Origin of the sequence: Pseudomonas prosekii (assembly GCF_900105155.1) — a bacterium.
Lineage (GTDB): Bacteria > Pseudomonadota > Gammaproteobacteria > Pseudomonadales > Pseudomonadaceae > Aquipseudomonas > Aquipseudomonas prosekii.
On record NZ_LT629762.1, the window covers coordinates 5,125,295 to 5,143,470 of the forward strand.

Sequence of the window (18,176 nt, forward strand, 5' to 3'; positions counted from 1 at the left end):
TCGATGCGCTTGCTTCTGGTGGAAGATCACGTGGCCCTGGCCGACGAATTGATGGCCGGCCTCAACCGCCAGGGTTACGCCGTGGACTGGCTGGCTGATGGCCGCGACGCGGTGTATCAGGGCAGCAGCGAGCCTTACGACCTGATCATCCTCGACCTCGGCTTGCCCGGTGTGCCGGGCCTCGACGTGTTGACGCAGTGGCGCGCCGGCGGGTTGGCGACGCCGGTGCTGATCCTCACCGCGCGCGGTTCGTGGGCCGAGCGTATCGAAGGCCTCAAGGCTGGCGCCGATGATTACCTGACCAAACCGTTTCATCCCGAAGAGTTGCACCTGCGCGTCCAGGCCTTGTTGCGCCGCTCCCACGGCCAGGCCAATCAGCCAACGCTGAAGGCTGCCGGATTGCACCTGGACGAGGGCCGCCAGTGCGTGACCCGCGACGGCGCCGACATCCAACTCACCGCCGCCGAGTTTCGCCTGCTGCGCTACTTCATGCTGCATCCCGAACAAATCCTCTCGAAAAGCCACCTCGCCGAACACCTGTACGATGGCGAAACCGAGCGCGATTCCAACGTGCTCGAAGTCCACGTCAACCACTTGCGGCGCAAGCTCGGGCGCAGCGTGATCGAAACCCGTCGCGGCCAGGGTTACCTGTTCGGCGGGCAAGCGCAGTGAGATCAATCCAGCGCCGCTTGAGCCTGGGGCTGATCAGCGTGATGGTGATCGTCGGCCTGGTGCTGGCGCAAACCAGTTTGTGGTTGTTTGAAATGGGTTTGCAGCGCTACCTCGAGGCCGGTCTGCGCAACGACAGTGAAAACCTGCTGTCGGCGCTGGTGCGCGGGCCGCAAGGGTTGCAGCTGGATGAGCGGCACTTGTCGCCGGCCTATCAGCGACCGTTTTCCGGGCATTACTTCCGCATCGATTTTGCCGACAGTCACTGGCGCTCCCGCTCATTGTGGGACCAGGAACTGCCGCGCCTGGACCACGCCGGGTTGCACAGCAATCTGCAACTGGGTCCCGAAGGCCAGCAATTGCTGGTGCTGCGCTCGGACTATCGACGGCTCGGCCAGTCGATCTCGATCAGCGTCGCGCAAGATTACACGCCGGTGCGCGAGAGTTTCCTGCGCATGCAACAGGTCGGTTTGGGGTTGGGGCTGGCCGGGTTGCTGCTGATTCTGCTGCTGCAACGGATCACCGTGCGCCGCGCTCTGCGGCCGCTGGAAAAAGCCCGCGAACAGATCGCCCAATTGCAGCAAGGCCAGCGCTCGCAACTCGACGATCAAGTGCCGGTGGAACTCGAGCCGCTGGTGGCGCAGATCAACCATTTGCTCGCCCACACCGAAGACAGCCTCAAGCGTTCGCGCAATGCGCTGGGCAATCTTGGCCATGCCTTGAAAACCCCGTTGGCGGTGTTGCTCAGCCTGGCGTCGAGCGAAAAACTTGATGCGCACCCGGAGTTGCGCAAGGTCATCCAGCAGCAGTTGGAGCAGGTGCAGCAGCGGCTCAATCGTGAACTGAATCGTGCACGTTTGTCCGGCGATGCGTTGCCGGGCGTGTTGTTCGATTGTGATGCCGAGCTGCCGGGATTACTGGCGACACTGAACATGATCCACGGTGAACACCTCGACCTGAGCTACCGTGCGCCGGCCGGTTTGCTCTTGCCGTGGGATCGCGAGGACTTGCTCGAATTGCTCGGCAACCTGCTGGACAACGCCTGCAAATGGGCGGACGCCGAAGTTCGTCTGAGCGTGGTTGAAAGTGCGCAACAGTTTGAAGTGAGCGTCGAGGATGACGGCCCGGGCATTCCTGAAGACCAGCGGACTCAGGTGTTCAGTCGCGGCACACGGCTGGACGAGCAAACCGACGGCCATGGCCTGGGCCTGGGCATCGTGCGCGACATCGTCGACACCTGGGGCGGGCGGATGCTGTTGCTGGAAAGCGAGTGGGGCGGGCTGAAAGTCGTGATCGAATTGCCCAAGCGTTGATCGCGACCGCTCTGCTGACAACCCCGTGGCGACTGTGGTGAGGCAGCTTTTGTGGCGAGGGGGCTTGCCCCCGTTGGGTCGCGGAGCGGCCCCAAAAAAAGCGGGCCTGCTGCGCAGTCCAACGGGGGCAAGCCCCCTCGCCACAGGGCCCTCCCGCCACAGGTTGAATGTCAGCCAATGACTACGTGTGGTGAATCTCGCGATCCTTGGTTTCCGGCATGAAGAAAATCCCCAGCACCGCCGTCATCACCGCGATCACAATCGGGTACCACAACCCGTAGTAGATATCCCCCGTGGCCGCGACCATCGCGAACGCCACCGTCGGCAGGAACCCACCAAACCAGCCATTGCCGATGTGATACGGCAGCGACATCGAGGTGTAGCGAATCCGCGCCGGAAACAGTTCCACCAACCATGCGGCAATCGGCCCGTAAACCATGGTCACGTAGATCACCAGAATCGTCAGCAGCAGTAACACCATCGGGTAATTGGTTTTCGCCGGGTCAGCTTTTTCCGGATAACCGGCCTCTTTCAGCGCACCGCTCAGGGTCGCAGTGAAGGCGTCGTTGCGGGTTTTGAAGTCTGCGGCGGCGAGGCTGCTGCCTTCGAAGCTCGGGATCATCCGGTCGCCAATCCGTACCTGGGCAACGGTGCCGGGCTCGGCGGTTTCATTTTTGTAAGGGATCGCGCGTTTCGCCAGCAGGGTTTTCGCCAGGTCGCAGGAACTGGTGAATTTGGCTTTGCCCACTGGGTCGAACTGGAACGAGCACTGCTCGGGGTCCGCGATCACCGTCACCGGATTTTTCTCCTGCGCAATGAACACGTCCGGATTGCCGTACTGGGTCAGCGCGTGGAAGATCGGGAAGTACGTCAGCGCCGCGAGAATACAGCCGGCCATGATGATGCCCTTGCGGCCGATGCGGTCCGACAGACTGCCGAAAATCACAAAGAACGGCGTGCCGATCAGCAGCGAACCGGCGATCAACAGGTTGGCGGTCTGCGGGTCGATCTTCAGCGTCTGCAACAGGAAGAACAGCGCGTAGAACTGCCCGGTGTACCACACGACCGCTTGACCGGCGGTGCCGCCGAGCAACGCCATGATGACGATTTTGAGGTTGTCCCAACGGGCGAAAGATTCGGTCAGCGGCGCCTTCGAGGCTTTGCCTTCGGCCTTCATTTTCAGGAACACCGGCGACTCGCTGAGTTGCAGGCGGATGTACACCGAGACGATCAGCAGCAGGATCGACAGCAGGAACGGAATCCGCCAGCCCCAAGCCTCGAACGCTTCGGTGCCCAGCACGGTGCGGCAGGCGAGGATCACCAGCAGCGACAGAAACAGCCCCAGCGTTGCGGTGGTTTGAATCCACGAAGTGAAAAAGCCGCGGCGTCCTTTCGGTGCATGTTCGGCGACGTAAGTCGCCGCGCCGCCGTATTCACCGCCCAGCGCCAGGCCTTGCAGCAGGCGCAGAGTGATCAGGATGATCGGCGCCGCGACGCCAATGGTCGCGTAACCGGGGAGGAACCCGACGATGGCGGTCGAGATGCCCATGATCACAATGGTGATGAGGAAGGTGTGCTTGCGCCCGATCATGTCGCCGAGGCGGCCAAACACAATCGCCCCGAACGGCCGCACCGCGAAACCGGCGGCGAAGGCGAGCAGGGCAAAGATGAACGAGGTGGTTTCGTTGACGCCGGCAAAGAAGTGCTTGGCGATGATCGCCGCGAGGGAGCCGTATAAATAGAAGTCGTACCATTCGAACACGGTGCCCAGCGAGGAGGCGAAGATCACCTTGCGTTCCTCTTTGGTGATCCCGTGATTGGGCGCGCTGCCCGTGGTGGTGTTGTCAATTGCGGCCATGGGTCTTCTCCGTCTTGCTCTTGTTGTAGGCCGGAGCACCTCACACCCTTATTGCCGCACCCAGGCCCTGGGGCTGATGACATTGGATTGCGCGAAGCAGGGAAGCGGACAAACCGCGCATTGCTGCGAAGTTTCCTAAAGCATAATCAGCTTCGCGCAAATATCCACTCGGCCACTTCAAACAGCAGAATTGACAGGAAAACCTGGGGGATGGGAACGATCATTGGGGGGAAACCTGTGGGAGCCGAGCTTGCTCGCGATGGCGGTTCATCAGCCGGCAATGATGCTGAATGTACCGCCATCGCGAGCAAGCTCGGCTCCCACAGGTTATCTGTCGCTGGGGTTCCGAGGCCTGGCACAAATCCCTTGTGGGAGTGAGCCTGCTCGCGATGGCGGTTTATCAGCCAGCAATGATGCTGAATGTACCGCCGCCATCGCGAGCAAGCTCGGCTCCCACAGGTTATCTGTTGCTGGGATTCCGAGGCCTGGCACCAATTCCCTGTGGGAGGGGAGGTTTGAATCAGACCCGGAACTGGTCCATGAGGCTCTGCTGCTGGTTGGCCAGGGTGTTCAGCGATTGACTCACTCGCGCCGATTCATTGGCCTGGCCGGACAGCGATTCGGTGACGTCGCGGATGGTTGCGACGTTGTTGTTGATCTCCTCGGCCACCGCGCTTTGTTCCTCGGCGGCGCTGGCGATTTGCAGGTTCATGTCGGTAATCACCGTCACCGCATCGCCGATCTGGCGCAGCGCGGTCACGGCTTGGCCGACTTGCTCGACGCTGCTCTGCGCCTGGCGATGGCTGTTGTTCATCGAACCGACCACTTCCTGCGTGCCGTTCTGCAACTGCTCAATCACCAGTCGCGTTTCCTCGACCGACTCCTGCGTGCGCCGCGCCAGGTTGCGCACTTCATCGGCCACCACGGCAAAACCACGTCCGGCCTCACCGGCGCGCGCCGCTTCGATGGCCGCGTTGAGCGCCAGCAGGTTGGTCTGCTCGGCGATGGCGCGAATCACTTCCAGCACCGAACCGATCTTCTCGCTGTTCGCCGCCAGCCCTTCGACTTGCACCATCGCCGCGCTCATGTCGGCGGCGAGGTGGTCGATGCTCGCGGTGGTGCGGTCGATCACGGTCAGGCCCTGACGCGTTGCTTCGTCTGCATCCCGCGCGGCATGCGCCGCTTGCGCAGCGCTACGGGCGACGTCCTGGGCGGTGGCGCTCATTTCGTGGGACGCGGTGGCGACCTGATCGACCTGACGGTATTGCTGCTCCATGCCGGCGCTGGTCTGGGTGGCGATGGCGGAAGACTGGTCGGCGGTGCTGCGCGCGTCCTGCACCGAGCGTTTCACCTCGGCAATGATCGGTTGCAGCTTGTCGAGGAAACGGTTGAACCAACCGGCCAACTGACCGAGTTCGTCCTTTTTGTCGTAGGCCAGCCGGCGGGTCAAATCACCTTCGCCGCTGGCGATGTCTTCAAGCATGTGCGCCACGCCGAGGATCGGCCGGGTCACGCTGCGCGCCATCAGCCACACCAGCAGCAAACCGATCAATGCCGCGAGAACGCCGAGGCCGAGTTCCATCAGGGTGCCCGCGCGGTTGCTTTCATCGAGCTGTTTTTTCAGCGCTTCGGCCGGGCCGACCAAGACTTTTTCCGGCACGTCGAGCAACACGCCCCACGACTTGCCATCCGGAATCGGCTGGAACGGCGCCAGCACTTTCAGTTGTCCGTTGTTGTGCAGGCTTTCGGTGTTGCTGCTGGCGGCGAGTCGGCGGATCAGCTCGGCGCCGTTGACGTTGTCGACGGCGTCCAGGCGTTGGCTGAGCTTGCTGGCGTCGGCGCTGTAACCGGCGAGCAGGCCGACCGGGCTGAGGATGCTGACGTGGGTCTGGCCGTCGTAGAGCTTTTTGCTCGCGCCGACGCTGATCGCTTGCAGGCTGTTGAGGTTGATGTCGACCGACAGCGAGGCGATGACTTTGCCGTCGACCATCAGCGGAAACACGATGCTGGTCATCAGCACATTCTGGCCGTCGATGACGTAGAAATACGGCTCGATCACGCACGGCTTGAGCGTGGTGCGCGGGCAGGTGAACCAGGCGTTGGCGGCCTGACCGCTGGGGCCGGTGCTGATGTCCGCCATGTCGCTTTCGGGCAGCGACATTGAGGTCAGTTTGCCGGCGGTCGGTTGCGACCAGTACAAGGCAAAACGCCCCTTGTCGTTGCTGCCCAGCTCGGCCTGGCCGGCGAACAATTCATCCTTGCCGTCCAGCGCATTGGCTTCAAACACCAGCGACAAACCGAGCAGTTCCGGGTTGGCTTGCAGCGCGGCTTTGACTTGACGGGTCAGGTCTTCGCGCAAGTCGAAGGCGTCGAGAAAACGCTTCTCGGCCTGCTCGCGCAAAAACAGCACCTGGCGCGAGAAGCCGTGGCCGTATTGATAGGCGTCCATGAACTGCTGACGAATGTTCAGCGCCTGGTTTTCACCCTGGGATTCGATCCGCGCCTGGGCCGATTCGGTGAGCATCTGCATGCTCGACGCCTTCACCAGCGCAGAGCTGTGCTCCATGCGATACAACGAAAGACCCACCAGAAGCGTCACGATACCCGCCAGGCAAAGCCCGGCCAGCAGGGTGATCTTCCATTGGATGGAGAGCTGTCTGAGCGACATGAAAAGGCGTCCTTATTCGATATTTATCTGAGACTTTGCACTGTAACGGCCACGATTCGGCTTTCTTAAGGACAAATCCAATCTGTAGGAGCGAGGCTTGCCCGCGAAGGTGGCGGCACATTCAGCATTCATGTTGACTGACACACCGTCTTCGCGGGCAAGCCTCGCTCCTACAGAGCGCGGTCAGGTGATCGCAAGCTGTTACACATTTCCGGGCCATGTGCGCTTTGACACCGACGCCACTCTGCGGCACAGTGCGCGCCCTCTAATAAAACCCATTCCTTTATTCCGCTGGCGGCGCTTTGCGAACTGCCGGGCGGTCTCATTCCGCATGCCCAGAGGTAACGATGATTAATGCTGTAATTGCCGCGGTCGGCGTCATGCTGGTGCTCAGCCTGTCCCGCGTGCATGTGGTGATCGCGCTGATCGTCGGCGCGCTGGTGGGTGGCCTGACCGGTGGCCTGGGCATCGACGCCACGCTCAAAGCCTTCAACAGCGGGCTCGGCAATGGCGCCACAGTCGCTTTGTCCTACGCCTTGCTCGGCGCTTTCGCCGTGGCGATTGCCAAATCCGGCCTCGCCCACGCGCTGGCCGACAAAGCCCTGCTGATGGTTGACCGCCAACACGCCAGCGGTGGCCGCCAGGTCAAATGGCTGCTGATTGGCCTGTTGTGGGTGGTGGCGATCGCTTCGCAGAACATCCTGCCGATACATATCGCGTTTATTCCGTTGCTGGTGCCGCCGCTTTTATACGTGCTGACCAAACTGCAACTGGACCGACGCTTGATCGCCTGCGTCATGACCTTCGGCCTGATCACCCCGTACATGGTCTTTCCGGTCGGTTTCGGCAACATCTTCCTCAACCAGATTCTGCTGGCCAACGTCAGCAAGAGCGGGGTCGATATCAGCCACATCAACGTCATGCACGCCATGGCGATTCCGGCGATGGGCATGGTTTTCGGCTTGCTGGTGGCGGTGTTTTTCAGCTACCGGAAAAAACGCGTCTACGACCTGGCGAAGATCGAGCAAGTCGAGCAGGTCAGCGTTGCCTACAACCCGATGACCCTGGGCATTGCCGGGCTGGCGATTGCCGCGGCGTTCATCATTCAGTTGCTGCTGGATTCGATGATCATCGGCGCGTTGGCCGGGTTTCTGATTTTCTCGGTGTCGGGGATTGTGAAATGGCGTGAGACCGACGACCTGTTCACCGAAGGCATGAAAATGATGGCGATGATCGGTTTCATCATGATCGCCGCGTCCGGTTTTGCCGAAGTGCTCAAGGCCACCGGGCAGGTGCGCACGCTGGTCGAAAGCGCGGCGGCGTGGATCGATCACAGCAAAGCCATCGGCGCGCTGCTGATGTTGCTGGTCGGCCTGATGGTGACGATTGGCATCGGTTCGTCGTTCTCCACGGTGCCGATTCTCGCGGCGATTTTTGTGCCGTTATGCGTGCAACTGGGCTTCAGCCCGATGGCGATTGTGTGCATCGTCGGCACGGCCGGTGCCTTGGGCGACACTGGTTCGCCGGCCTCGGATTCGACCCTCGGGCCGACGTCGGGCCTGAACATCGATGGCCAGCACCATCACATCTGGGACACCGTGGTCCCGACGTTCCTGCACTACAATCTGCCGCTGCTGGCGTTCGGCTGGGTGGCGGCGATGGTCCTGTAACCCCGCGCGATCCTGCTTTTGTGGCGAGGGGGCTTGCCCCCGTTCGACTGCGCAGCCGTTGTAAAACCTGCCAATGCGGTTTTCCTGAAGATAGGGCGGGGGCGCTGCGCGACCCAACGGGGGCAAGCCCCCTCGCCACAGAGCCTCGCCCCAGCAGGGGCTGCGGTGGATGACGATTCAACTTTTGATCCGGCCGGCCGTTAACGCCTTTAACCTCGCCTATAAAATCAAAAAGAGTGAACCGTCATGCGCATGAGCCTGAAGGCTAAAGTCCTGTCCCTTGCCGTTCTCCCGGTGCTGCTTTTTGCCTTGATCATCAGCCTGACCACGCTGTTCATCCTTCAGGATCAGGCGCGCAAAGAGGTCGAGGACACCCGGCAAAACCTGCTCAATGACGCCAAAGCCACGCTGCAAAGCTACGTCGCCGTGGCCATGACCACGATCAAACCGCTCTACGACGCGGCCGCCCCCGGCGATGACGCGGCGCGCGCGCAAGCGATCAAATTGCTCTCGAGCATCACCTACGGCAAGGACGGCTACTTCTTCGGCTACGACTCCAACACCGTGCGCCTGTTCAAGGCCAACAGCCCCGAAGGCGTCGGCCAGAGCTTCAAGGACAACCGCGACCCGAACGGCGTCTACGTCAACCGCGACCTGGTGAAAGTCGCCAAGGACGGCACCCACTATCTGCAATACAGCTCGCCACTGCCGGGCAATACGCAAGTGCTGGTGCCCAAACTCGGCTACACCGACTACCTGGCGAAGTGGGACATGGCGGTCGGCACCTCGGTCAACCTTGACGGCATCGAAGCGCAAGTCGCGCTGGTCGAAACCAAGATTGCCGAGCGCATGGAAGGCGTGGTGCTGAGCATCATCGGCATCGCTGTGGTGGTGTTGCTGGTGATTGCCGCGGTCGGCATGCTCCTGGCCAACACCATTTTGCGTCCGCTGAACCTGATGAAAGCCAACCTCGACGACATCGCGGCCGGCGAGGGCGACCTGACCCGGCGCCTGACCATCACCAGCGATGACGAACTCGGGCAACTGGCCGGCTCGTTCAACCGCTTCGTCGACAAGATTCACGGACTGGTGCGCCAGATCACTGAAATGACCTCGCAACTGACCGGGCTGGTGAATCAGGTTTCCGATCAGGCGCAGCGCTCGGATCAAGCGATGGAACGTCAGCGCCACGAAACCGATCAGGTCGCCACGGCGATCAACCAGATGTCCGCCGCCGCGCAGGAAGTGGCGAAAAGTGCACAAAACGCTGCGGTCGCCGCCCAGCAAACCGACGCCGAAGGCCAGGCCGCCAAGCGCGTGGTGGCCGGCAGCATCGTCAAAATCCATGCCTTGGTCGATGACATCCGCAGCAGCGGCGTGTCGCTCGACAGCCTGCAAAAAGACGTGTCATCGATCGTCAGCGTGCTTGGGGTGATCCGCTCGATTGCCGAGCAAACCAACCTGCTGGCGCTCAACGCGGCTATCGAAGCCGCGCGCGCCGGTGAGGCTGGACGCGGTTTTGCAGTGGTCGCGGACGAAGTACGAGCACTGGCTAGCCGCACGCAAATCAGCACTCAGGAAATTCAGGGGATGATCGACCGCTTGCAGGCCGGCACCCAATCGGCGGTGGAAGCGATGCGCCGTTCCAGCGAGGCCGGCGACGGCACCTCGGCGCAGGCCAACGAAGCGGGCGCGTCGCTGGACGCGATGGCGCAACTGATCGGCACCATCAACTCAATGAACGCCCAGATCGCCAGCGCCGCCGAAGAACAAACCGCGGTGGCCGAAGAGATCAACCGCAGCGTGCATCAAATTGCCGTGGCGGTAGACAGCGTGGCGGACGAAACCCAACTCGGCGCGCAGACCTCGCGCAGCCTGGCGGATTTGGGCCAACGCCTCGGTAAATTGGTCGGCCAGTTCCGCATCTGATATCAACAAAACCTGTAGGAGCAAAGCTTGCTCGCGATGGCGTCCTCGAAATCGCCATCGCGGGCAAGCCAGGCTCCTACAGGGCGGCGGGCAGTCTCAAATCCGCCACGAAGGTCACGACCATCGACCGTGGGAGCAAAGCTTGCTCGCGATGGCGTCCTCGAAATCGCCATCGCAGGCAAGCCATGCTCCCACAAACGCGATTTGCATTGCTGTTACGGTCTGTCCCAGTACGGCACTGCACCAAAACAGTCGACAAAATAATCAATCACGGTCCTGACCTTCACCGACAACCGCCGACTGCCTGGCCACAGGACGGCGATCTGCTGCGGTTCGAGGCTGTTGGACACTTGATATTCCCCGAGCACCGGCACCAATGTGCCGGCGCGCACCGCTTCGCCGATCAGCCATGACGGAAACATCACCAGCCCCAGGCCTTGTTCGGCGGCTTGGGTGAGGGTGTCGGCGTGATTGCCGGTGAGCGGGCCTTTGACCGAGTACGGCGTCCAGTCCTGTTGCTCGCGGCGGAAGAACCAGCGCTGCTGGCCGGTCACGCCTTTGTAAGCCAGGCATTGATGCTGGGCGAGGTCGGCGGGGTGTTGCGGGATGCCGTGGCGTTGCAGGTACGCCGGGCTGGCGGCGACCTGGAAGCGATGCGGCGCGAGGATGCGCGCCTGCATGCTTGAGTCGTGCAGCGTGCCGATGCGGAACAGCAGGTCGGCGCCTTCCTGCAGCGGGTCGACGTAGCTGTCGGTTTGCTGGATATCCAGTTGCAGCTTCGGGTAGCGCTCGCACAGTTGCCCGAGCCACGGCGTCAGATGCCGCTGGCCAAACACCACCGGCGCGTTGATGCGCACCAGTCCGCTGGGTTCGCTTTGCTGTTCTTGCAGGGCCTGTTCGGCTTCTTCGAGTTGCGCCAGCACCAGCCGCGCGTGATGCCCGAGCATGCGTCCGGCCTCCGTCGGCGTGACGGCGCGGGTGTGGCGGTAGAGCAATTGTTGGCTGAGGGCCTGTTCCATGAGCTGGATTTGCCGCGAGATCGAGGAGGGCGCCAAGCCTTCGCGGCGGGCGACTTCGGAGAAACTGCCGTGGTCGAGCACGGCGACAAATAGCCGAAGTGCCTTGAATCCGAGTTCGTTGAGCCCGTGCATGGAGGATCCTGCTGTGCGAGTTGCGCAAAAGTGTTGTCCGGATGCTCCCATTTATCGCAAAGGATCGCCAGCCGATAATGCGCGCCACTTTGCAGATCCGCAGAATTGCTCTTGTGGCGAGTGAGCTGTTGCGGCAAATCGGCTGTTGTGGCCAGCGAGCTTGTTTGCCACTGCTCATCAGCAAGCCGGCTTTTGAGGATCTGCGCTTTCACTGACTGGCAGGATTTCTTATGCAATCTTCTTCAATCGATACTGCGGCGGCCCCAGCGGCCCCAGCGGCACCCGCGACCAAACCGGGGCTGCGGCTGTTGCTGTTGCCGCTGGTGATTCTGGCCGGCATGGGCCTTTCCGTGGAGGCCGGTTTGCTCGGGCCGCTCGGGGTTCAGGTCGGGCATTTGTGGGCGACCTTGAGCATCTTCGGCGTTGGCTCGGCGATTCTGTTTTTGCTGTTGCTGTTCAGCGGCAAACAGCAAGGCCCGGCGCTCAGCGAGTTGCCGCGCTGGCAGTTGATCGGCGGAATTCTCGGGCCGATCTACGTGGTAGTGCTGACCTTGGCCACGCCGCACATCGGCGTCGCCATGACCATGATCGCGATCCTCTCCGGACAGGTCGGCAAAAGCGTGCTGATCGACCATTTCGGCTGGTTCGGCGCCACGCGCAAAAAGGTCAACGGTGAACGCTGGCTGGCGTTGCTGCTGATTGTCGCGGCACTTGTTCTGATCGCTCGGGGTTAATGATGAATCTGATTATTTTGTTGGCAGTGGTCGTGGCTGCCGGTGCGGTGCTGAGCATCCAGGCAGCGATCAACGGCCGTCTCGGCGAGAGTGTCGGTGTGTTGCGCAGCAGTTTGCTGACCTTCGCGGTCGGCGCCGTGGTCACCAGTTTGTTGATCCTGTTTTTCGAACCGGCGCACGCCGTGAGCCTGCTGGACGTGCCGAAATGGCAACTCAGCGGCGCGTTGTTCGGCGTGATCTACATGATCGTCATGGTCGGCGCCGTGCCGCGAGTCGGCACAGCTGTGGCGACCGTGGCGGTGATCCTCGGCCAGTTGGGCATGGGCATGTTGATCGACAATTTCGGCTGGCTCGGCAACCCGGCAATCGAATTGTCCGGCAGCCGCATCGTCGCGATGGTCTGCCTGGCGCTGGCGCTGGTGTTCATGTATCGCAGCAGCACCCGAGCCCAGGCCTGAGCGCCTGACTTGAGCTAGTGATTGGCGACTGCTGCGCAGCCGAACGCAGCCTCGCTGCCTCGGCAGTTGCTGCATGAGCTTCTACACTGGGGATACGGTGCACATTCGTTGCACCGGACGACCATCACAATGGAGTCCGCCCCATGACCGACAGTGAAAGTACCTGCGACTGCCCCAAATGCTCGTGCAAGTTAGGCGAGCATCCCATCGCGCGGCACGGCAAGCATTACTGCTGCGAAGCCTGCGCCAAGCATCATGAACACGGTGAAGCGTGTTCGAGCAAAGGCTGCAAGTGCTCGCAAAAGTGATCGTCAGATACAGCCTTCAGGCAAACGCCAGATGCAAAAAGTGGAGCCGTCCGGGCTCCACTTTTTGTATCTGACGTCCTTGTCTCCCTGAGTGTCTTTTACTTCGCCGGTCGCCAAGAGACGTTCTCGACGCCGAATTTCTCCGCCAGCGGCTTACTGGTCTTTTGCACTTTTTCGCGGCCGAACCTGGGGATTCGCCCAACCCCGGCGTCGCAGCTTGCCCAATGCCACGCCTCGGCGTTATCCATCTTGTCCAGACGAATAATGAAAGACTTGGGAACGCCATGAAGGGTGTATTCAATGACGAAGAGTTTTGCGTTGTTCATAAAGCCCGTATTCCTCCCTGTAGTAATAGAGGGATCGTTGGCGGCGCTGAAAATTCAGTCTGATTGTCAGACGGTGACATCGCTGGCGACACGCCGGGCGCGCCGTTACCATGGCGATTCCCGCCAACCCCAATGAACGTTGCCCATGGCCCTCGCCGCACCGCCCGATTTGAGTGACACCGATGTGCCGGTGCAACCGCTGGCGCGCACCTATCCGCGCGGCTTGTTCATCGAGCCGCACGCGCATGTGTGGGGTCAGTTGTTATACGCCATGAGCGGCGTGATGTGGGTCGAAACCCCGCACGAAGCGCTGGTGGTGCCGCCGCAACGCGCGGTGTGGCTGCCGCCCGGCGTACCGCATGGGATTCGCGTGGTGTCGGACCTGCAGATGCGCAATATCTACCTGCGCCCGGCGCTGGCGGCGACGCTGGATGATCGGGTGCAGGTGATCGAAGTCGGCGGGTTGCTGCGTGAATTGATTGTCGGGTTGGTGGAGCAGGGCGATCAATCTGCGCAGCCAGCAGCAGACGCGCCGCAATATTACGAAGCGCTGGTGAGTCTGGCGTTGCTGGAGCTGCAGCGTGCCAAGCGTTCGATGCTGAAGATTCCCTTGCCGGACGATTCTGACAGGCGCTTGCTCAATCTGTGTCAGGCGGTCATGGCGGCGCCGTCGCTGGATATCTCGTTTGAACAACATGCGGAAAATACCGGGGCCAGCGTGCGCACGCTGGCGCGGTTGTTCAAGGAGGGCCTGGGCATGGGCTTCGCCGAATGGCGGCGCCAGGTGCAATTGGCGACGGCGGTGGCGGAGTTGATTCAGGGCGTGGCGGTCAGCACGATTGCCCGCGAACTGGGCTATTCGCCGAGCAGCTTCAGCGACATGTTCCGCCGCGAACTGGGCGTGGCGCCGTCGCAGTTCATGACCAATCGCTGACCCCCTGCAGGAGTGAGCCTGCTCGCGATAGCGGTTTTAATTTCGACAGAGATGTTGATTGATCGACCGCAATCGCGAGCAGGCTCACTCCTACATGGGTTGTGGCGTGGCAGGATTTTGGCCGATAGCCAGAAGCCCTTGGCCGATTGCTTTCGCGACCCTTCTTTAGACTTTGCGCATTCCCCCAATCAATGCCACGGAGTCTGTCATGAACTACCTCATCTCGCTGGCCATCGGCCTCGGCGTTGGCCTGCTGTATGGCGCGCTGAATTTCCGCTCGCCGGCGCCTCCGGCGATTGCGCTGGTGGGATTGCTGGGTATGTTGGCCGGCGAGCAGTTGTGGCCCTTGGGCCGGCAGTGGGTCGCCGGTTGGATCTCCTGAACATCCTTCGCTCAATCAATGGAAGCTCGCGATGAAAGCTCTGCAATTCGACAACACCGGCGACCTCTCGGCCTTGCGCTACGTCGAGGTGCCCACCCCGGTGCCTGGCGCCGATGAAGTGCTGGTGCAAATCAAGGCTGCCGGTCTCAACCCCAGCGATGTAAAAAACGTGCTCGGGCGTTTCCCTTACACCACGCTGCCGCGCATTCCTGGTCGGGATTTCGCCGGGGTGGTGGTGGAAGGGCCGCAGGCGTTGATCGGTCAGGACGTCTGGGGCACCGGGCGGGAGCTGGGGTTTTTCGCTGACGGTTCGCATGCGCAATTCGTCAAGTTGCCGGCCAACGGCGTGGCGCTGAAACCGACGCACCTGAGTTTCGCCCAGGCCGCCAGCCTCGGCGTGCCCTACACCACGGCGTGGGATGCGCTGGAACGCAGTCTGGTGACGGCGGGCACGCGTTTGTTGGTGATCGGCGGCGGGGCGGTCGGCACTGCGGCGCTGGCATTGGCCAAGGTGCGGGGCGCGCAGGTGTTGGCGGCGGCGCGGCGGGTCGAGCAGGTCGAGGCGTTGCAGGCTCAGGGTTACCAGACGTTGCAACTGGACAAATCTGAAGACCTTGGCGCGCAGGTCAATGCGGTTTTTGCCGGCGGAGCCGAGGTGATTTTCGACACCACCGGTTTCTGGTTGCCAGCCTCAGTCGCGGCGCTGGCAGTGTTCGGGCGCATCGCGATCATTGCGGCGCCGGTAGACGGTCACGTGCAATTGCCAGCGCTGGCGTTGTATCGCAAGGGCGGTTCGGTGGTCGGGATCAATTCGCTGTTGTATGGGCTAGCGGAATGCGCGGCGATGCTGGACCAGTTCGGCAAGTTCTTTGATCAGGGTTTGCTGCCATTGCCGCAAGGGCTGGTGGAATCACCATTGGCCGAGGGCGTGGCGCGGTATGCCGAAGTGAACGCGGGCGGGGGTGACAAAGTGATATTGCTGCCCTGACTGAAAGGTGGGTTGACTGATCTGGCCCAATCGCGAGCAAGCTCGCTCCCACAGGGGGTCTTCGGTGGACACAGATTTTGTGTTCAACACAGATCAATTGTAGGAGCGAGGCTTGCCCGCGAAAGCGGAGTGTCAGGCGCGGGGATGTTGGATGCGCTGGCCCCAATCGCGAGCAAGCTCGCTCCCACAGGGGTTCTTCGGTGGACACAGATTTTGTGTTCAACATCGATCACCCTGTGGGAGCGAGCTTGCTCGCGATGGCGTCCTGAAGTCGGACTCAGGCCTCAGGCCTCAGGCACACCTTTCTCCCACGCCGACCAGTTTTTCAAAATGTCCTGCACCAGCGGATTCCCCGCCCGGTAGAGGTTTTCCAGCGCCGGTACGAAGCCGCCCTGGTCGGCGTATTTCAGCAGATTGTCCACTTCGCTTTGCCCCGGCGCCGGGCGGTCGAAGTCGGAACCGGCGCGCACCACGGCCAGCCGCTGCACGTCCACCAGCCCTTCACGACTGGCGCGCAGCAGCGCTTCGTACGTCGAGTTGTCTTCCTGCTGCGTCGTGCAGTATTCCCCTTTGTTGTCCGTCAGCAACTGGGTCCACACCTCGGCGCGTTCACTCAAACGTGTGCCGGAGAACCAGGTATTGCCCGCCAACGTGTCGCATTTAGTCACCACCGGCGGCTGATTGGCCGGGGCTGCCGGGTATTTCAAACGCCATGCCGCCGACTCTTTGCTCTCGCTCAATTCAACCTTGTGCGACAGCGCAAATGCCTTGGCCTGCAGCTTCGGGTTGAGCTCGAACACTTCAGTCTTGTAGTCCAGCGGCGGCTTCTGGTTCGGGCCTTGGGTGTTGATGCCGATGTAACCGGTCGGCCAGTCTTTCGGCGCGTCACGCGAATCGATCTCCCATTGCGTGCCGAATTCCACCAGGTAATGCGCCCATGCGGCGGTGCCGATGGTCCCGTGCTTCGGGCTGATCCCGGCAATCCCGGCGATCAGGAAATAGCTTTTGCGCAGATCGAATTTCGGCGACAGCGCCAGCGCCAAGGTCGATGCAGCGGCGTTGGTCTGGCCCATGCCGGTCACCATCAAACACACCTGCTGCGTATTGCAGCGAATGTTCGGGTACTCGGCGGACAGTCCCGGCACGCGTACCTCTTGCGTGAGCTGCAGGCGATCAATCCAGTTCTGCGCTTCGGGGGCGAACATCGCGATCAGCATCACTTTCGGCTGAATCGGTGCTTCAGCGGCCCACGCGGTTGAACTGAGAAAAGCGCCGCAAGCCAAGCCAACGGACAGAGAAAGACGCGTCATTGCTTTCATAAAACCTCCTTAGAATTGATAACCGATACCGGCGTAATAACCCCAGCCATCCGAGCGCGCGCGGAAATCGCCGTCGCCGAAATTCAGTTCGCTGCCATCCTCCCAGTTACCGCCGTTGTGGAAGTAACGGCCGACCAGGGTGAATCGCAGGTGCGTGAACGAGTACAGCAAGACGTTGGTGGCGACGGTGGCGTTGGCGGTTCGCGCCGGATTGTCCTTATGCAAGTCCGAGCCGAAATCGAAATTGGTGAAGCCGATGTAAGTCAGCGATGCGCCGTTGCTGAAGCTGCTGATCGGCACGATGTATTTCAGCTGGGCTCGGTAGCCGTCCCAGGAATACTCGTTGCTCGCCCCGTAACTTTCCCACTGATAACGACCGTAAAGGTTCGCCGACAGATTGACCCGCGAGTGCGTGTCGATGTCCGTGCCCAAACCGCTGTACAGCGTGTTGCTGCGGTTGCGCGTGTTGCTGCCGTGGTCGTAGATCCAGTCGAACGCCACGTACCATTCCTTGAACGGCCCGATGGCCAGGCTGCGGCCGGCGAGGTAGTCGATGGAGATGCGCGGTTCGTGTTCCATGAACAGCGGCGAACCGTGGTCCCACGCGCCTTTGTCATTGCTGTTGCCGATGTCGAAAATCTTCGGAATGTCGATGTAGCCGTACAACTCGAACGGCCCCTTGCGCCCGAAGTATTCGTACTCCAGGTAGACATCGTCGGTGGGTTGCGGGCCGAAACTGATGTCCTTGCTGCCGATCACCGTCAGGTCCTGGTTGAACCAGTCCGACAGGTACGCGCCTTTTTTCGGCGGGCTGGCTTCGACACTCAGCGCTTCGCCCTGGGCGGATTCATCGGGGAGGGCGGGCTGCGCCAAAACGGTGCTGCTGAGTAGTCCTGTAACGCTGGCCAGTAGCAAGGAAACAGCGACAGTGCGCGAGCAAGTCACGCGGCTGGACGTGTGGTGCATTAAAAGTCCCTTTTCGTGCGAATCGAAGACCCGTGTTCTCGGGCTTGCGCGGTTATGTAGCGAAAACGCCGTGATCGGCGACCCGCAAACGTTTGCACAACTCATACCAATTATTTCAATTGCATGAAAAATCTCGGGAATCGGGGGTTTTGTTGTCGCTTCGGTCAAGCCAGAAAACTCGACTTAAAACACGCTGTTTCTCTGTGGGGGCGAGCGTGCTCGCGATGGCGGTGGGTCAGGGAATTACAGCGCTGAATTGGACGATCGCCATCGCGAGCAAGCTCGCTGCCACAGGGGATAAACGCCGCTTCATCACCAAAGTATTAATGCTAATTAACCCGCGCCAGACGCTGTCCCTTCGCCGGGCGTCTACTACCGTGGTTGAAGATTTGAACGGTTTACAACGCCGTCGCAGTCTTGATTTGCGTGTCGTCACTCACGGAAAACAACGCCGCTGTCACACGCCCTTCAAGGAAGAATGGTTAACCACGTAAAAGGAATTG

At 61.3% G+C, this 18,176-nt stretch carries 16 protein-coding genes and 3 pseudogenes; 12 read left to right on the forward strand and 7 right to left on the reverse strand.

Features of this window, described 5'->3' with window-relative positions; all coding sequences use genetic code 11:
- Positions 1-3 precede the first annotated feature (3 nt).
- Both BLU01_RS23045 and BLU01_RS23050 read left to right on the forward strand, forming a co-directional pair.
- Positions 4-672, forward strand: a complete 669-nt coding sequence (locus tag BLU01_RS23045) for a response regulator transcription factor (protein WP_092279812.1) — start codon at positions 4-6, stop codon at positions 670-672.
- On the forward strand, positions 669-1,982 hold the full coding sequence (locus BLU01_RS23050) for a sensor histidine kinase (protein WP_092279814.1): 1,314 nt from the start codon (positions 669-671) through the stop codon (positions 1,980-1,982). Before BLU01_RS23045 ends, BLU01_RS23050 begins: the two co-directional genes overlap by 4 nt.
- A 181-nt stretch (positions 1,983-2,163) precedes the next feature.
- Here the strand turns inward: BLU01_RS23050 and BLU01_RS23055 are convergent, their stop codons facing one another.
- The 3 genes and pseudogenes from BLU01_RS23055 to BLU01_RS28420 all read right to left on the reverse strand — a co-directional run.
- On the reverse strand, positions 2,164-3,840 hold the full coding sequence (locus tag BLU01_RS23055) for an MFS transporter (RefSeq protein ID WP_092279816.1): 1,677 nt from the start codon (positions 3,838-3,840) through the stop codon (positions 2,164-2,166).
- Positions 3,841-4,360: 520 nt separating this feature from the next.
- The gene (locus BLU01_RS28415) at positions 4,361-5,116 is read right to left on the reverse strand and encodes a methyl-accepting chemotaxis protein (RefSeq protein WP_371918703.1); all 756 of its coding nucleotides are present in this window, start codon (positions 5,114-5,116) and stop codon (positions 4,361-4,363) included.
- 102 nt (positions 5,117-5,218) lie between these two features.
- Positions 5,219-6,508, reverse strand: a pseudogene (locus tag BLU01_RS28420) (HAMP domain-containing protein); the annotation flags it as partial.
- Positions 6,509-6,858: 350 nt separating this feature from the next.
- On the opposite strand from BLU01_RS28420, the gene BLU01_RS23065 reads away from it, so the two are divergent.
- From BLU01_RS23065 to BLU01_RS28430, 3 genes and pseudogenes are all read left to right on the forward strand, one after another.
- A complete protein-coding gene (locus BLU01_RS23065; protein ID WP_167370484.1) occupies positions 6,859-8,178 on the forward strand; it encodes a Na+/H+ antiporter family protein in 1,320 nt (439 codons plus the stop codon).
- A gap of 252 nt (positions 8,179-8,430) precedes the next feature.
- A pseudogene (locus tag BLU01_RS28425) lies at positions 8,431-9,201 on the forward strand (cache domain-containing protein); the annotation flags it as partial.
- Positions 9,202-9,540: 339 nt separating this feature from the next.
- Positions 9,541-10,107 (forward strand): annotated as a pseudogene (locus BLU01_RS28430) (methyl-accepting chemotaxis protein); the annotation flags it as partial.
- Between the two features lie 215 nt (positions 10,108-10,322).
- Here the strand turns inward: BLU01_RS28430 and BLU01_RS23075 are convergent.
- Complete coding sequence (locus BLU01_RS23075) at positions 10,323-11,258, reverse strand: LysR family transcriptional regulator (RefSeq protein WP_092279824.1); 936 nt, start codon at positions 11,256-11,258, stop codon at positions 10,323-10,325.
- A gap of 230 nt (positions 11,259-11,488) precedes the next feature.
- On the opposite strand from BLU01_RS23075, the gene BLU01_RS23080 reads away from it, so the two are divergent.
- The 3 genes from BLU01_RS23080 (at position 11,489) to BLU01_RS23090 (ending at position 12,758) form a co-directional block, all read left to right on the forward strand.
- Complete coding sequence (locus tag BLU01_RS23080) at positions 11,489-11,992, forward strand: DMT family transporter (protein ID WP_092279826.1); 504 nt, start codon at positions 11,489-11,491, stop codon at positions 11,990-11,992.
- 2 nt (positions 11,993-11,994) lie between these two features.
- The gene (locus BLU01_RS23085; protein WP_197675567.1) at positions 11,995-12,450 is read left to right on the forward strand and encodes a DMT family transporter; all 456 of its coding nucleotides are present in this window, start codon (positions 11,995-11,997) and stop codon (positions 12,448-12,450) included.
- A 143-nt stretch (positions 12,451-12,593) separates the two neighbouring features.
- Positions 12,594-12,758: a metallothionein gene (locus tag BLU01_RS23090; protein WP_092279830.1), complete on the forward strand. Its 165-nt coding sequence runs from the start codon at positions 12,594-12,596 to the stop codon at positions 12,756-12,758.
- Between the two features lie 98 nt (positions 12,759-12,856).
- On the opposite strand, the gene BLU01_RS23095 is transcribed toward BLU01_RS23090, so the two are convergent.
- Positions 12,857-13,084 carry a DUF6555 family protein gene (locus BLU01_RS23095; RefSeq protein WP_092279832.1) on the reverse strand — a complete coding sequence of 76 codons (228 nt, stop codon included), beginning with the start codon at positions 13,082-13,084 and terminating at the stop codon, positions 12,857-12,859.
- Positions 13,085-13,229: 145 nt separating this feature from the next.
- On the opposite strand from BLU01_RS23095, the gene BLU01_RS23100 reads away from it, so the two are divergent.
- From BLU01_RS23100 to BLU01_RS23110, 3 genes are all read left to right on the forward strand, one after another.
- Positions 13,230-14,018 carry an AraC family transcriptional regulator gene (locus BLU01_RS23100; RefSeq protein ID WP_092279834.1) on the forward strand — a complete coding sequence of 263 codons (789 nt, stop codon included), beginning with the start codon at positions 13,230-13,232 and terminating at the stop codon, positions 14,016-14,018.
- A 208-nt stretch (positions 14,019-14,226) separates the two neighbouring features.
- A complete protein-coding gene (locus BLU01_RS23105) occupies positions 14,227-14,400 on the forward strand; it encodes a DUF1427 family protein (protein WP_092279836.1) in 174 nt (57 codons plus the stop codon).
- A 31-nt stretch (positions 14,401-14,431) separates the two neighbouring features.
- Positions 14,432-15,388 carry a quinone oxidoreductase family protein gene (locus BLU01_RS23110; RefSeq protein WP_092279838.1) on the forward strand — a complete coding sequence of 319 codons (957 nt, stop codon included), beginning with the start codon at positions 14,432-14,434 and terminating at the stop codon, positions 15,386-15,388.
- 284 nt (positions 15,389-15,672) lie between these two features.
- Here BLU01_RS23110 and BLU01_RS23115 read toward each other — a convergent pair whose 3' ends face one another.
- Together BLU01_RS23115 and BLU01_RS23120 are read right to left on the reverse strand one after the other, a co-directional pair.
- Positions 15,673-16,707 carry a purine-nucleoside phosphorylase gene (locus tag BLU01_RS23115; protein ID WP_092279840.1) on the reverse strand — a complete coding sequence of 345 codons (1,035 nt, stop codon included), beginning with the start codon at positions 16,705-16,707 and terminating at the stop codon, positions 15,673-15,675.
- A 9-nt stretch (positions 16,708-16,716) separates the two neighbouring features.
- A complete protein-coding gene (locus BLU01_RS23120; RefSeq protein ID WP_092279842.1) occupies positions 16,717-17,673 on the reverse strand; it encodes a nucleoside-specific channel-forming protein Tsx in 957 nt (318 codons plus the stop codon).
- Between the two features lie 215 nt (positions 17,674-17,888).
- Here BLU01_RS23120 and BLU01_RS27635 point away from each other — a divergent pair, with 215 nt between their 5' ends.
- Positions 17,889-18,167, forward strand: coding sequence for a hypothetical protein (locus BLU01_RS27635; protein ID WP_157720181.1), 279 nt, complete (start codon positions 17,889-17,891; stop codon positions 18,165-18,167).
- Positions 18,168-18,176 lie beyond the last annotated feature (9 nt).

Coding starts and splice junctions, on each gene's coding strand:
- BLU01_RS23045 (WP_092279812.1), top strand. CDS start 4: ATGCGCTTGCTTCTGGTGGAAGATCACGTGGCCCTGGCCGACGAATTG.
- BLU01_RS23055 (WP_092279816.1), bottom strand. CDS start 3,840: ATGGCCGCAATTGACAACACCACCACGGGCAGCGCGCCCAATCACGGG.
- BLU01_RS28415 (WP_371918703.1), bottom strand. CDS start 5,116: ATGGAGCAGCAATACCGTCAGGTCGATCAGGTCGCCACCGCGTCCCAC.
- BLU01_RS23075 (WP_092279824.1), bottom strand. CDS start 11,258: ATGCACGGGCTCAACGAACTCGGATTCAAGGCACTTCGGCTATTTGTC.
- BLU01_RS23080 (WP_092279826.1), top strand. CDS start 11,489: ATGCAATCTTCTTCAATCGATACTGCGGCGGCCCCAGCGGCCCCAGCG.
- BLU01_RS23085 (WP_197675567.1), top strand. CDS start 11,995: ATGAATCTGATTATTTTGTTGGCAGTGGTCGTGGCTGCCGGTGCGGTG.
- BLU01_RS23090 (WP_092279830.1), top strand. CDS start 12,594: ATGACCGACAGTGAAAGTACCTGCGACTGCCCCAAATGCTCGTGCAAG.
- BLU01_RS23095 (WP_092279832.1), bottom strand. CDS start 13,084: ATGAACAACGCAAAACTCTTCGTCATTGAATACACCCTTCATGGCGTT.
- BLU01_RS23100 (WP_092279834.1), top strand. CDS start 13,230: ATGGCCCTCGCCGCACCGCCCGATTTGAGTGACACCGATGTGCCGGTG.
- BLU01_RS23105 (WP_092279836.1), top strand. CDS start 14,227: ATGAACTACCTCATCTCGCTGGCCATCGGCCTCGGCGTTGGCCTGCTG.
- BLU01_RS23110 (WP_092279838.1), top strand. CDS start 14,432: ATGAAAGCTCTGCAATTCGACAACACCGGCGACCTCTCGGCCTTGCGC.
- BLU01_RS23115 (WP_092279840.1), bottom strand. CDS start 16,707: ATGAAAGCAATGACGCGTCTTTCTCTGTCCGTTGGCTTGGCTTGCGGC.
- BLU01_RS23120 (WP_092279842.1), bottom strand. CDS start 17,673: ATGCACCACACGTCCAGCCGCGTGACTTGCTCGCGCACTGTCGCTGTT.